Source organism: Pseudomonas cremoricolorata DSM 17059 = NBRC 16634 (assembly GCF_000425745.1).
Taxonomy (GTDB): domain Bacteria; phylum Pseudomonadota; class Gammaproteobacteria; order Pseudomonadales; family Pseudomonadaceae; genus Aquipseudomonas; species Aquipseudomonas cremoricolorata.
The window spans coordinates 148033-160616 of sequence record NZ_AUEA01000003.1 but is presented as its reverse complement, the minus strand read 5'-3'; the positions used below and the strand labels follow the sequence as shown (position 1 = coordinate 160616).

Here is a 12584-nt window from a genome sequence, read left to right as displayed (position 1 = left end):
ACCTGACCCTCAAGCACCTGACCCTGGCCCTGGCGCTGGCTGCATTGCCGGCCCCGCTGCTGGCCGCGCCGTCAGCACCCGCGCAGGTCCAGCCGGCGCCGGTCAGCGTGCTGACCACCCTTGCGGTGACCCACAGCCTGGCCGCGGCCCTGCTCGACGGCACCTCGGTGCAGCTCAAGCGCGCGGCCCCGGCCAACCTGCCGGCCAGCCGCCAGCCGTCGTTCTTCAGCGGGCGCGGCGGTGCCAGCCTCGACAAAGCGGCGCGCCAGGCCGATGCGGTCATCGGCCTGCGCTCGATCTGGCGCGACGACCCGCTGTACCCGATGGCGCGGCGCAGCAACATCCGCATCGTCGAAATCGATGCCGCGCGCCCGGTCGATGGCGCGCTGCCGGGCATCGCCGTGCAGGGTGACAACGCCTTTGCCGGCTACCCATGGCTCAACCCGACCAACCTGGGACGCATGGCCGACGTGCTGGCCAATGACCTGGAACGCCTGGCGCCTGCCGATAAAGCCACAATCCAGACCAACCTGGCCAAGGTGAAGCGGCAGATGCTGGAACTGCTGTCGAGCAGCCAGACGCAACTGGCCAGTGTCGACAACCTCAGCGTGGTCAACCTCTCCGAACGCCTCGGCTACCTGACCAGCGGCCTGAACCTCGATGTGGTGGAACAGCCGCTGCCTGAAGACGATCGCTGGGATCCGCCGGCACTCAAGGCCCTGAGCGACGAGCTCAAGGCCCAGGACGTGGCCTTGGTGTTGCACCATCGCCAGCCCGATGCAGCGCTGGCCGAGGCGATCGAGGCCGGCGGGGCGAAACTGCTGGTCATCGACAGCGATGCCGAAGACAGCCTGGTTGGCCTGAAGGCCAGCATCGAGCAGGTGGTGGCGGCGCTGCGCAGCTAGTCTCTGTACGAAATGCCTTGATACTTGGTGATACTGCGTTGAAAACAGCCTGGATCGCCAGCCCGGTCGGAATGCTCATTTACAACCGGTAAAGTCGAGCGCGACTCCGACCGCTTCCTCGGCTGTTTTTGCGGGGCCGCCCTCGGCCTTGTCTCACCGGCGTCTCAAGACTTTTCGTACAGATCCTAACGAGAGCTCTGGCCCGGGCCGCGTGCGTCTGCGCGGCACAGGCTCGAGCGGACGGCGGCTGGGGCGGAAAAGTGCCGATGGCGATGTAACCAAATGTACAAAGGTCAGGGACGGTTGTTATGCTGATGGGCTTGCGCCATCACTCTATGCGCCATTTTTCGACAAGTACCTGCCATGAAAATCGCTCTCGTCCTGATCTTCGTTCTGTCCATCAGCTACGTGCACCTGCGCGGTCGCGTGCGGCACAAGCTGACCCGGCAACTGGGCGATCACTCCAGCTTCCTGGCCCCGGTCAACAGCCTGCTGTATCTTTTTTCGCGCCATCCGGCCAAGCCTTACCTGCCGGTCCAGGCGTTTCCCGAGCTGGCGCCGTTGCAGGCGCACTGGCAGGAAATCCGTGAAGAAGCTGTGAAGCTGCTCGAGGTTGGCGAGATCAAGAAATCCGACAACTACGACGATGTCGGTTTCAACTCGTTCTTCAAGACCGGCTGGAAGCGCTTCTACCTGAAGTGGTACGGCGAAAGCCACCCGTCCGCGCTGAGCCTGTGCCCGCGCACCACCGAGCTGCTGCAAGGCATCGGTTCGGTCAAGGCGGCGATGTTCGCCACCCTGCCGCCGGGGGCCAAGCTGGTGCGTCACCGCGACCCGTACGCAGGCTCCTACCGCTACCACCTGGGCCTGGACACGCCCAACAACGACGGCTGCTACATCAATGTCGACGGCGAGAAATACGCCTGGCGTGACGGCGAAGCGGTGATGTTCGACGAGACCTACATCCACTACGCCGCCAACACCACCGAGCACAACCGCATCATCCTGTTCTGCGACATCGAGCGGCCGCTCAAGTACCGCTGGGTCACCGCGTTCAACCGCTGGTTCAGCCGCAACGTGATGGCCGCCGCCGCCGCGCCCAACGATGCCAATGACAAGACCGGCGCGATCAACCGCCTGTTCACCCGCATCTACCGCATCCGCGAGCGCGGCAAGGCGCTGAAAAAGCGCAACCGCACCCGCTACTACCTGGAGAAATGGGCGGTCGTGGCAGCCTTGCTGGCGCTGTTCATCGTCATTTGAGGCGCCCGGTCGTGCTGCCAAAGTAGCAAGCGCTTACCCCTCAAGAGGCACCGCCGGCGCGCCGGACGGCAGCTAGCCTGACAGCTCCTGAACTGACCCGAAGGGTGAAGCACATGAGCATGTTGGACTGGAATGACTACCGCACCCAGCTGATGGCCGGCATCGGCGAACTGCAGCAGTTGTCGCCCGACACCGTCGCCGGCTACCTGACCGCCAGCGGCGCCGGCAGCAAGACCGCCCACCTCGACAGCAAGACCCGTGAGCTGATTTCCCTGGCCGTGGCAGTCACCACGCGCTGCGATGGCTGCATCGCCGTACATGCGCAGGAGGCGTTGGCACAGGGCGCCAGCCGCGAGCAGATTGCCGAGGCGCTGGGCGTGGCGGTGGCGATGAATGCCGGCGCAGCCCTGGTGTATTCGGCGCGGGCGCTGGAGGCGGTCGACCTGGCGAAGGGCTGAAGCACCTTTCGCAGCACGCTTGCACGGCGGCGCCGGGCATCACACACTGCGCGCCTCCGTTCGCACAGCAAGGCCCTGCCAATGAACATCCGCCCCATGACCGCCGAAGACTTCGAGCGCTTCTGGCCCACCTTCCAGGCCGTGGTCCAGGCCCAGGAAACCTATGCCTACGACCCCGCGCTGAGCTTCGAGCAGGCTCGCCAGCTGTGGCTCGAAGTGCCCATGCATACCCTGGTGGCCGAGGCCGATGGCGAGCTGCTGGGTTCGTATTACCTCAAAGCCAACGCCGCCGGCCCCGGCAGCCATGTTGGCAACTGCGGCTACATGGTCTGCCACGCCGCCCGCGGGCGAGGTGTGGCGCGGGCGATGTGCGAGCACTCGCAGAAGCTCGCGCGTCAGCAAGGCATGCTGGCGATGCAGTTCAATTCGGTGGTGGCGAGCAACGAAGTGGCGGTGGCGCTGTGGCAGGCGTTGGGCTTCGAAACCGTCGGGCGGCTACCCAAGGCTTATCGGCATGCCCGGCTGGGCCTGGTGGACTGTCTGGTGATGTACAAGTGGCTGGCCGACGAGCCGGTCAGCGAAAAGCCCGCGCTGCTGATTGGGCGCAAGAATATCGAGGCGCGCGTGTCGCGTCGCCGGGGTCGCTGACCCCGACGACGCTGCTTCCACGCAGACACAGGCCCTATCAGAACGCCAGACCGACCTTGACGCCGTACTCGTGGCGCTTGAGGCGGGTGTCGTCGGCGATGTAGGTCGACTCGTCGAGCTTGTAGATGGTGTGCTCGTAGTACAGACCCGCAAAGATCGGCAGATCGCCGTCGCGGTTCATCAGCAGACTGACTTCGGCATATGGGTTGAGGCGATCCTTGAGGTCGACCGAATCGTGGCCGAAGTCCTTGACCTTGATCTTGGCGCGGCCGTCGATGGTGTGCCGGGCACCGGCTTCCACACGCAGGGTGGCGGTGTCGAACTGGTGGTTGTAGCCCAGCGCGGCCTTGGCGAACGGCGCCTTGTTGCTCAACTCGACGTCTTCCCGGCGCAGGTCGATTTCATAACGCGACCAGCTGTAGCCGGCCCCGACCAGCACATCGACGAAATTGCGCGCATCGAGCGCAGCACGCCAGCCGATATCCAGATCCGCCTGAGCTTCCTTGAGCTTGTCACCATCGTCTTCGAAATACTTGGCCTGCGCACCGACCTGGTAGATCAGGCCCGACTCGCCCGTCATCTTGTTACCGAAGTTGGCGAATACGCCGCCTTCGCCAATATGGTCCTTGTCGTTCTGGCTTCCGCCCTGGAATCTGAAGTCGTTGTAACTGCCCAGCAGACCGAAAGTGAATTGCGGATCGGTGACCGGGGCAGCGGAGGCGAACACAGGGGCGCTCAGCAGGGCAAGTGCGCAGGAATGACGGAACAATGTGCGGCGTGACATGAGCTGTCTCCATGACAAGTTGCGAAAAAAGGGTTGCGGGGTATTCGAAACACTGCTTCACGAGAAAGTTCGAAAAAAATCACGTTTTTTTCACATTTATCGACCTCTTCTCGATTCCGCCCAAGCGCGCACGCTGTTGCAGCGTTCGCGCAGTGTGCTGAGTTACCCTGTGGGGCGCCGTCATCTTTCCCAAGGAAGCCGTCGATGAAGCCCTCCCGTATCGCTGCCCTGCGCCCCGGCCTGCGCGTTGAAGAATTGCCCGGCGCACTCGCCCAGAAAGCCGCCGAAGCCGACGCCCATGGCCACCTGCCTGACACCCACTGTCGCGGCTTCAGCCTGCAACTGGACGATCAGGGCCAGGTCGGCACAGTGCGCTGGTTTGGCCGCTTCGAGCGCAGCGTGGCTATCGAGGGTCTGTACATAGGCATGCCTTACGCCGCAGCCATCGCCGCCAACCCGCTACTCGAGCCGCTACCCAGCAGCCCTGACGACCCGGGCGAACTGCTGCGCTGCCACATGCACACCGCCGAGGGCCACGACCTCACCGTGATGTTCTTCGACGGCGTGCTCACCGCCGTGCAGATCAGCCGCCCGGGCGCCGTGTACCCGGCGCCGCCCAAGCTGCTTGCCGACCCCAGCCTGACCTGCGCCTACGACCTGCTGCGCGCGCCGCACAGCCACTTGCCGCACAGCGCACGCGGCGCCGAGTGGGCCGGTGGCTGGAGCCTGGGGCTGCCACCGGGCATCAGTACCGCGCAATGGCCGCTGAGCCACAGCATGGGCCACCCGCTGCGCCACGCCTTCACCCTGTGGCTGGCGCCGCAGTACCGCACCCAGGGCCAGGACTACGTCGCGCTGAGCCTGTTCGTCGACGATCAGTACGAAGAACTGCCCGATTGTGCCGAGGTGCAGGCCTTCTTCGCCGCGCCGCTGCCAGCCCAAGCGCCAGACGATCCGACCCTGCTCGCCCTGTGGCAGCACCGCCAGGGGCGACATCCGCGGCAATTCGACATGAGCGACATTCTCGGCACGCACTACGCCGCCCTGTGGCTGACTCAGGCCGAATTCGACGCTGGCCTGTGCCAACCGCCGCGCCTGCCTGCCGCCCCCTGGCTGGGCGATGAGCCGCAGTGGCTGGAGCAGGACTACGTCACCTATTTCCACGGCCTGCAGGTGCGCAACCCCGGCCAGCCAGCCCTTGCCTGTGCACCCGGCACGGGCCTGGAAAGCGCCTTCGCCATCCGCGCAGTGCTACGCGAGGACGACCCCAACATTGGCAAGCCGCCGCGCGAATGGCCGGACGAATGCGTCGACAGCGGCTACATCATCGCCTTCAGCGAAGAAGGCCAGGCGCAGGGTCTGGAGCGCTTCTTCGCCAGCAATCATCTGGGCGGCACGATGATGCCGCAGCAGGCCTACCCGGCCTTCGGCCCGCGTTACCTTGAATGCGAAGAAGACTTTGGCGGTTTCAATTTCGGCGGCGGCAATGCGCAGCTCGATCTGGCATCGATGGAACTGGACTGGGCCTGCGGCTGATCGTCGACAGGGGCTGAGTCAGGGACGCAAGCGCGTTGCAGCGCTTGCGTGGGCAGCGGGGTGGTCAGTTTTGCTTCTGGTGGGCCAGGGCCTTTTCAGCCTGATCGGCGCACTTTTTAAAATCACCTTTGGCATGGGCCTCCTTGGCCTGCTGATACTCGTGGTGCCCAGTGCTGGTGAAGTCGTTTTCTGTCGCTGACTGCAATTTGCCCAGGGCTACTTCACATTCGTGATGGTCGTCCTTGGCCATTGCCACACCTGGCAACAGCAGTGCACAGAAGCCCAAGGTGATGAAGGTTTTCATATTCGCGTCCTCTGAATGAAATGACATCCGGTCAACCGTGACCCAAGGGGATCACAGGTGGTGCTGAGACGTTTCGCAGTGGCGTCGAGCCTGCCAGCGGTGGCAGGTGCGCTGCGCACAGCGTCACCACTCAGACACTAGCTGCAGAACCGTCGACGCGCCACGTGCCAGGTCGCCTGGATGCGTCATCTTGTCGCAGCAGATTCATCAGCCAGAGTCCCCCCGGAACCGTAGAATCCGCCCGGTCTTTTCCCAGTCGCCGCGAGCGCTGGCAACCTGTCGCCATGACCCGTCCGTACCTGCGCCGCCCGCGTCGACCAGGTTAAACCGACCTCGCCTGACCACCCGCTCCGGGGGCTGGCATCTTCGTCATGCCCTGGTCGCAGATTCTCCCTGGCACTTCCCATGCAACCCTCTGGTCGAACCGGCCCGGGGCGTCCTGCATTGTCTGAAAAGGCGTCCGTCGGTTCTTCCTTCTGCCACTGAGGTACGTATGTCTGTGCGTTTGCTGGGCATGGCGCTGGCGCCATTGCTCGGGTTGTTCATCGTTGCCTTGGGCAACGGCTTTCTTTCTTCCCTGACCACCTTGCGCCTCGGCGAAGCCGGCGAGTCGGCGACCATGATCGGCCTGGTCGCTTCGGCCTACTTCCTCGGCCTGACCCTCGGTGCGCTGTTCAACGACCGCCTGATTCTGCGCATCGGGCATATCCGCGCCTACACCTGCTTCGCCTCGCTGATCGCCGCGACCATCCTCTTGCAGGGGCTGTTCGTCGACACTTGGGGCTGGATGGTGCTGCGTCTGATCAACGGCTGGGCCACCGTTGGGGTGTTCCTGGTGATCGAGAGCTGGATGCTGCTGGCCGGTGACGCGAAGATCCGCGGTCGCCTGCTGGCGCTGTACATGATCGCGCTGTACGGCGCTGGGGTGCTCGGCCAGGCCTTCCTCGGTGAACTGGCCGGCTGGGGCGACACTGCACCGTTCATGGTCGCGGCCATGCTCGCCTCGCTGTCGATCCTGCCAATCGGCGTGCTGCCGCGGGCCTCGCCGCTGCTCGAGCAGGTCGAGCCGCTCAAGCCCCGGCAACTGCTCAGCGTGACGCCGAGCGGGCTGGTCGGCTGCTTCGGCTCGGGGGTGGCGATTGCCGCAGTGTATTCGCTGCTGCCGCTGTACTTGCAGCGCATCGGCCTGGATACCGGCGAAGTCGGCAGCATGATGGCCTGGGTGATTCTCGGCGCCATGCTGCTGCAGTACCCGGTGGGACGCTGGTCGGACCGCAAGGACCGCCAGGACGTGCTGATCGTGTTGGGCGCCGTGTGCGTGCTGCTGTCGGTGCTGATCCTGCTGCTGCCGTCGACCTCTGAACTGTTGCCAGTGGCGCTGTTCCTGCTCGGCGGCGGGGTATTCGCCGTCTACCCGGTGGCCGTCAGCCACGCTGCCGACCGCGCGCCGGCCGATGCCATCGTGCCGATGATCCAGGGCATGCTGCTGATCAACTCGCTGGGCTCGGCGCTGGCGCCGCTGATGATCGCCCCGACCATGACGGTGTATGGCGAGGCCGGGCTGTTCTGGGCCTTCGCGGTGATCAACCTGAGCATGGTCAGCTTCTTCCTCTGGCGCCGTGGCAAGCGTCCGGCGCCGGAGCATCCGGCCCCATTCGCGCCCTCGGCCACGTTCTCGCCCACCGGCGCCGAGCTGCGGGTGACCGAAGAACTGATTCACGCGGCCCACGAGCACCCGACCATGGCCGATACCCATGCCGACGCGCCACAGCCGGCAACGGCGGGTAAAGCGAGCGAGGCGTAACATCCGGTAACCTCGCCGAGACGACCGTCTGTCGCCAGCCGGGCACCCCTGCCCGGCTTGCGTAGCCGAACCGAATGTAAGATCACTTTCATCAGGAGATACACCATGATCAGCATTCGCCCGCTTTCCTTCGCCCTCGCCCTGAGCCTGGGTCTGGCCTCCACCGCCAGCTTCGCTGCCACCGACATGAACAACAACGGCACCGCCACCAAGCCCCATAGCGGCCAGCCGATGGACCACAAGGACGGCACCACCGCCGGCCACGGCACCAGCACCAACGCCCCGGGCGGTACCGGCAGCAACGACAGCGCCGACACCGGCACCACCCCCAACAGCACCAACGCCAACGGTCAGCCAGTACCGAAAAACAACGACGGCGGCACCAACAAGCTGCCAGGCACAGAGACCCCGGCCAAACAGTGATTCGCTGATTCGGTCGTCGCCTGAAATGAAAAAACGCAGCCTACGGGCTGCGTTTTTCGTGGGTGACATCGGCCACTGTCAGCGCTTCATGCAACGCAAATACCGCTGCTCGACCCGATCGGCGAACCAGGCGGTGGTCAATTGCCGGGTAATCTTCGGGCTGTGCAGTTCGATGCCCGGCAAAATCGCCCGCGGCAACGGCCTGCCGGCCTTGGTATCGGCCAGAGCGAACACCTTGGCGTACAGCTCGGTCTGTTCGAAATCCAGCTGATCACCCTGCTCCAGCTGCCGGCGGATCTGCGGGTTGCGCAAACCGAACTGCGCGCCCAACGTGCGCGCCGCGCGCTCGGTCGTGCCGGGCATGATCGCGCCATGGGCGATGAGATCGCCATCGAGTGCCAGCGGCGTTCCAGTCACTTGGCTCAACGCCGCTTGGAACGCAGCATTGCGACTGGCGTACCAGCCGGCGTTGAAGTCCGCGAAGCGATACAGCGGCTTCGGGTAATGGGTCGGGTAGCCGAGCAGATGGGCAATGCCGAAATACATCCCGCCGCGCCGGGTGAACACTTCCTGGCGCAGCGTGCCGCTGTAGGTGTAGGGGTAGTTGTCGGCATGCCTCTGCGCGAAATCGACGCTGACCTGCATCGGCCCACCGGTGCGCACCGGGTTCAGCCCGGCGAACAAGGTGCGGCCCAGCGGCAACTCGTTGCTGACGTCATCGTACAGCGCACTCAGCTGGCCCTCGCTGCGCACCGCCTGCAAGCGCTGCTGGTAGCTCTGGCCGGTGGCCGAACGGCTGTCCAGGGCGCGGTCGACGACGAATTTCGGAATCAGCACGCGCGCCGCACGGCGGTCGATTTCGGCGCGGGCGATACGCCCCAGGTTGGGCACTTTCGGGTCGGCGCTGAAGGTCGACTCCTGCTCGGTGACCGCCAGCACCGCGCACAGGTTGCTCTGCTCGGCGGAAATCCGCTGCGCGGCCAGCGCAACCTGGATGTCCTCGGCCCAACCTTGGCGATCGTTCAGTTGCGCGGGCAACAGGCGCATCAGCCGGGCCCGCACCTCGCTCGGATCGTCCGCAGGCGCGGCAGGCTCGCGGCTGCTACAACCTTGCAGCAGCGCCAGCGCCAGCAGCACGCAGCCGGTCAAGCGCGGGCGCAGGGCCGCGCGCTCGAGCACAGGGTCACGGTGAATCGTCAGCCTGCCGAACCCGGCCCAGCCTGTAGCAATCGACATGCAGCGCCCTTCCCCGGAAACGCACTAGCCTCCCCCAGGCAAAGGACTACGTCAATCAGGCAGAAAGCCGATGCTTGTGCAGACCACCGACGATGGCTGCGAGCACGTGGTCTTCTTCCTCGTGGATGAAGAAGTGCCCACCGGGGAACATCTGCAGGCTGAACTCGCCCAGGCTCTGTTCAGCCCAGGCGCGCAGTTGCTCGGCATTGGCGCGGTCCTGCTCACCCCCAAGCACATGCAAGGGGCAACGCAGCGCCGGGCGCTGGCGGTATTGGTAATGCCCGCACAGAAGAAAATCGGCGCGCAGCACCGGCAAGGTCAGGCTCATAAGCTCCTGATTGCTCAGCACTTCCTCGGGCGTACCTTGCAGTTCGCGCAATTCGGCGATCAGCTCGGCATCGCTCTTGGCCTGGCGCCAGTTCTTGCCGTCGTAGTCTTCGCGGCGGGTCGGCGCCGCGGTGCCGCAGGCAAACAGCGCCACCGGCGGCGGGCAGCCGAGCGCTTGCAGCTCATGGGCCAGCTCGAAGGCCAGCAGCGCGCCCAGGCTATGCCCGAGCAGCGCATAACGCGCACTGGCCGCCCCGCGCTGCTCGGCGGCCAGTTGCCGGGCCAGGGCCTGCATGTCGGTGTGCAGCGCTTCGGCCAGGCGTGCGCCACGCCCGGGCAGCTCGACCGGCTGCACCTGCACCCAGGCCGGCAGCTTGCGCCGCCAGCGGGCGTAGACCATTGCACTGGCGCCGGAATACGGCAGGCACAGCAGCTTGAGTGGAATCACCGCCCGTGCCTCACTGCGCCGCCGCTTCGGCCATCTTCTGGCGCAGGCTGAGCGGGCGCATATCGGTCCACACCTCGTCGATGTAGGCCAGGCAGTCTTTCTTCAGGCCGCTCTTGCCCACGCTGCGCCAGCCGTCGGGAATGGCCTTGTAGTCGGGCCAGATTGAATATTGCTCTTCGTGGTTGACCACTACTTGGAACACGATGTCGTCGCGGTCGAATACGGAAGTCATTGCCTGTCTCCTAGCGTGATGGGGCCGCTGCGTGAGACGCAGGGCAGCTATGGGGAAACGTTGTCAGGCGGGGAAAAATTAGTCGGTGCCGGCAGCAATGCATGGACCTGGGTAATTGCCGCACATTGGCCTCAGGCCCCGCCCAGCAGGTCGTGGGCGTCGAGCAGCCGGTAGGCCACCTGCGGATTACGCTCAAGCCCCCGGCGCACCGCCGCCGGAATCGCCCGGCGAGTCTTGCGGCACAGTCCAGGCTGGGCTTCCAGCTCGATGGCGATACCGCGCATGGTGCGCACCTCGTTGGCGCCTGGCGCCACGTGCAGACGAATGCCGAGGTTCTCCAGCAGGCGCTGCTGCAGATGGCGCAGGTCGTCGAGGTCGCGCAGGTTTTCCAGGCGCTGCAGCAGACGCTGTTCTTCCTGGCGGGTCAGCAGCAGGATGCGCTGGGCGGCGGGCGCATCGTCCTGCAACTGCTCGCGGCCGCAGTCGCAGACGCCTGCCGGGCAGGCCGTGCGCATGGGAGGTGGTGTGCTCATGGGGCTAGAGAATAGCCGCTTTGCCGGGCCTTTGAGCAGTGGCAAGAACGAAAACGGCCGACCCCTTTCGGGTGTCGGCCGTTGCCTCACGGCAGGTCGATCACTGACGACGCGCGACGCGTCGCTGGTGAATCAGGCCCATCGCGACCACCAGCACCGCAGCCAGGCCGGTGGAGACCACCAGCACCTGGTAATCCTCCATGAACGCCATGGTCACCAGGCACGCCACGATGAAGGCGATGACCAGGTAGGTCAGCCACGGGAACAGCCACATCTTCAGGCGAATCTCGCGGCCCTCGGCGATCAGCTTGCGGCGCATGCGCAGCTGCGAGAAGGCGATCACCAGGTACACCAGCAGGGCGATCATGCCGGTGGTGTTCATCAGCGTGTCGAGCACGTCCTTGGGGCGCAGGGTTTCGCTGAAGTTGATCAGCGCGCAGACCACCGCCACCGCGCAGGAACCGACGATCGCGAACACCGGCACGCCGCTGCCGGCACGGGTGATCTTGAACACCGACGGCGCGTCGCCGCGCTGAGCCAGGGAGAACAGCATGCGCGAGGCCGTGTAGTGGCCCGAGATCAGGCAGCTGCTCACCGAGGTCAGCACCACGAAGTTCATCAGCAGCTCCGCGTACGGCACGCCCAGCAGCTCCAGGGTACGACGGTAGGCGCCATAACCGGACTCACCCAGGTGCGGGTCGTTCCACGGCACCAGGCAGACGATCAGGAAGATCGACCCCACGTAGAACAGGCACACGCGCCACACCACCGAGTTGGTGGCCTTGACGATCTGACCGGCCGGGTCCTTGGCTTCTGAGGCGGCGATGGTGACGATTTCCGCCCCAAGGAAGGCGAACATGACACCCAGCAAGGCACCGATCACCGTGGTGAAACCATTGGGCATGAAGCCCTCGGCGGTCAGGTGGGTCATGCCGCGCACTTCACCGAACTGCCAGATGTTCATCACCGCTGCGGTACAGACGATGAGGAAGCAGACGATGGCGATCACCTTGATCAGGGCGAACCAGAACTCGAACTCACCGTAGTGCTTGACGTTGAAGAAGTTGACCGTGATCAGCACCAGGGTGGTCGCCAGGACGAACACGTTGGTACTCACGTCGGGGAAGAAGCCGTGCAGGATCTTGCCGGCCACATAGGCTTCCCAGGCCATCAGGATGACCCAGTACCACCAGTACAGCCAGCCGATGGTGAAGCCGGCCCAACGGCCGATGGCGCGGTCTGCGTAGGTGGAGAAGGAACCGGTGTCGGGCGAGGAAGTCGCCATCTCGCCGAGCATGCGCATGATCAGCACCACCAGGATGCCGCCGGCCAGATAGGCCAGGACGGCGGCCGGGCCGGCGCTGTGGATGACGCTGCCGGAACCGACGAACAGTGCGCCGCCGATGACCCCGGCGATGGACATCATCGTCAGGTGGCGCGACTTGAGCGAAGCGTTGAGCTTGCTCTCGTGCTCCACCTTGGCGGTGGTGGTGGATGAGGATGTTGCGTCCATCAGTTGTGTACCCCGTGCTTCTTTTTATCCAAGGAATTGAACAAGGCGCCGATGGCGGGTGCCTTGCCTGTACATCAGTGCTAATGCCCGCAGAGCGGTCAGACCATCCATGGCGGCGTGCCGGCAGGCCGGCAGACGAACTGAAACGTGAAAAGGCCAAACGGCGGCTA

14 protein-coding genes are annotated in these 12584 nt (G+C 65.0%); 7 read left to right on the top strand and 7 right to left on the bottom strand.

From position 1 onward, the window contains the following. The first annotated feature begins 2 nt into the window (after positions 1-2). From H618_RS0105260 to H618_RS0105245, 4 genes are all read left to right on the top strand, one after another. Complete coding sequence (locus H618_RS0105260; RefSeq protein WP_028694075.1) at positions 3-905, top strand: metal ABC transporter solute-binding protein, Zn/Mn family; 903 nt, start codon at positions 3-5, stop codon at positions 903-905. Between the two features lie 363 nt (positions 906-1268). Further along, complete coding sequence (lpxO, locus tag H618_RS0105255) at positions 1269-2168, top strand: lipid A hydroxylase LpxO (protein WP_028694074.1); 900 nt, start codon at positions 1269-1271, stop codon at positions 2166-2168. A 113-nt stretch (positions 2169-2281) separates the two neighbouring features. Continuing rightward, entirely contained in the window at positions 2282-2626 is a 345-nt protein-coding gene (locus H618_RS0105250) for a carboxymuconolactone decarboxylase family protein (RefSeq protein WP_028694073.1), read from the top strand. Between the two features lie 81 nt (positions 2627-2707). Beyond that, the gene (locus H618_RS0105245) at positions 2708-3274 is read left to right on the top strand and encodes a GNAT family N-acetyltransferase (RefSeq protein ID WP_033727503.1); all 567 of its coding nucleotides are present in this window, start codon (positions 2708-2710) and stop codon (positions 3272-3274) included. A 37-nt stretch (positions 3275-3311) separates the two neighbouring features. Here the strand turns inward: H618_RS0105245 and H618_RS0105240 are convergent, their stop codons facing one another. Further along, the gene (locus H618_RS0105240; RefSeq protein ID WP_028694071.1) at positions 3312-4058 is read right to left on the bottom strand and encodes an outer membrane beta-barrel protein; all 747 of its coding nucleotides are present in this window, start codon (positions 4056-4058) and stop codon (positions 3312-3314) included. A 204-nt stretch (positions 4059-4262) separates the two neighbouring features. Here H618_RS0105240 and H618_RS0105235 point away from each other — a divergent pair, with 204 nt between their 5' ends. After that, positions 4263-5594, top strand: a complete 1332-nt coding sequence (locus tag H618_RS0105235; protein WP_028694070.1) for a DUF7256 domain-containing protein — start codon at positions 4263-4265, stop codon at positions 5592-5594. A 64-nt stretch (positions 5595-5658) separates the two neighbouring features. Here the strand turns inward: H618_RS0105235 and H618_RS0105230 are convergent, their stop codons facing one another. Further along, a complete protein-coding gene (locus H618_RS0105230) occupies positions 5659-5898 on the bottom strand; it encodes a hypothetical protein (RefSeq protein ID WP_028694069.1) in 240 nt (79 codons plus the stop codon). A gap of 493 nt (positions 5899-6391) precedes the next feature. Here H618_RS0105230 and H618_RS0105220 point away from each other — a divergent pair, with 493 nt between their 5' ends. Both H618_RS0105220 and H618_RS21275 read left to right on the top strand, forming a co-directional pair. Further along, positions 6392-7702 carry an MFS transporter gene (locus H618_RS0105220; protein WP_028694068.1) on the top strand — a complete coding sequence of 437 codons (1311 nt, stop codon included), beginning with the start codon at positions 6392-6394 and terminating at the stop codon, positions 7700-7702. A gap of 105 nt (positions 7703-7807) precedes the next feature. Further along, the gene (locus tag H618_RS21275) at positions 7808-8125 is read left to right on the top strand and encodes a hypothetical protein (protein WP_050577214.1); all 318 of its coding nucleotides are present in this window, start codon (positions 7808-7810) and stop codon (positions 8123-8125) included. A 78-nt stretch (positions 8126-8203) separates the two neighbouring features. Here H618_RS21275 and H618_RS0105210 read toward each other — a convergent pair whose 3' ends face one another. From H618_RS0105210 to H618_RS0105190, 5 genes are all read right to left on the bottom strand, one after another. After that, on the bottom strand, positions 8204-9361 hold the full coding sequence (locus H618_RS0105210) for a DUF1615 domain-containing protein (RefSeq protein ID WP_169338831.1): 1158 nt from the start codon (positions 9359-9361) through the stop codon (positions 8204-8206). A gap of 55 nt (positions 9362-9416) precedes the next feature. Next, positions 9417-10136: a thioesterase II family protein gene (locus H618_RS0105205; protein ID WP_028694066.1), complete on the bottom strand. Its 720-nt coding sequence runs from the start codon at positions 10134-10136 to the stop codon at positions 9417-9419. A gap of 10 nt (positions 10137-10146) precedes the next feature. After that, positions 10147-10368, bottom strand: a complete 222-nt coding sequence (locus H618_RS0105200) for an MbtH family protein (RefSeq protein ID WP_028694065.1) — start codon at positions 10366-10368, stop codon at positions 10147-10149. Between the two features lie 131 nt (positions 10369-10499). After that, entirely contained in the window at positions 10500-10901 is a 402-nt protein-coding gene (locus H618_RS0105195) for a hypothetical protein (protein ID WP_028694064.1), read from the bottom strand. Positions 10902-11001: 100 nt separating this feature from the next. Further along, on the bottom strand, positions 11002-12414 hold the full coding sequence (locus H618_RS0105190; RefSeq protein ID WP_028694063.1) for an amino acid permease: 1413 nt from the start codon (positions 12412-12414) through the stop codon (positions 11002-11004). Between the last annotated feature and the right edge of the window lie 170 nt (positions 12415-12584).

Excerpts from the sequence above, each read along its gene's own strand:
- H618_RS0105200 (WP_028694065.1), bottom strand. The coding sequence starts at position 10,368 with ATGACTTCCGTATTCGACCGCGACGACATCGTGTTCCAAGTAGTGGTC.
- H618_RS0105230 (WP_028694069.1), bottom strand. The coding sequence starts at position 5,898 with ATGAAAACCTTCATCACCTTGGGCTTCTGTGCACTGCTGTTGCCAGGT.
- H618_RS0105190 (WP_028694063.1), bottom strand. The coding sequence starts at position 12,414 with ATGGACGCAACATCCTCATCCACCACCACCGCCAAGGTGGAGCACGAG.
- H618_RS0105195 (WP_028694064.1), bottom strand. The coding sequence starts at position 10,901 with ATGAGCACACCACCTCCCATGCGCACGGCCTGCCCGGCAGGCGTCTGC.
- H618_RS21275 (WP_050577214.1), top strand. The coding sequence starts at position 7,808 with ATGATCAGCATTCGCCCGCTTTCCTTCGCCCTCGCCCTGAGCCTGGGT.
- H618_RS0105210 (WP_169338831.1), bottom strand. The coding sequence starts at position 9,361 with ATGTCGATTGCTACAGGCTGGGCCGGGTTCGGCAGGCTGACGATTCAC.
- H618_RS0105245 (WP_033727503.1), top strand. The coding sequence starts at position 2,708 with ATGAACATCCGCCCCATGACCGCCGAAGACTTCGAGCGCTTCTGGCCC.
- lpxO (WP_028694074.1), top strand. The coding sequence starts at position 1,269 with ATGAAAATCGCTCTCGTCCTGATCTTCGTTCTGTCCATCAGCTACGTG.
- H618_RS0105220 (WP_028694068.1), top strand. The coding sequence starts at position 6,392 with ATGTCTGTGCGTTTGCTGGGCATGGCGCTGGCGCCATTGCTCGGGTTG.
- H618_RS0105235 (WP_028694070.1), top strand. The coding sequence starts at position 4,263 with ATGAAGCCCTCCCGTATCGCTGCCCTGCGCCCCGGCCTGCGCGTTGAA.
- H618_RS0105240 (WP_028694071.1), bottom strand. The coding sequence starts at position 4,058 with ATGTCACGCCGCACATTGTTCCGTCATTCCTGCGCACTTGCCCTGCTG.
- H618_RS0105250 (WP_028694073.1), top strand. The coding sequence starts at position 2,282 with ATGAGCATGTTGGACTGGAATGACTACCGCACCCAGCTGATGGCCGGC.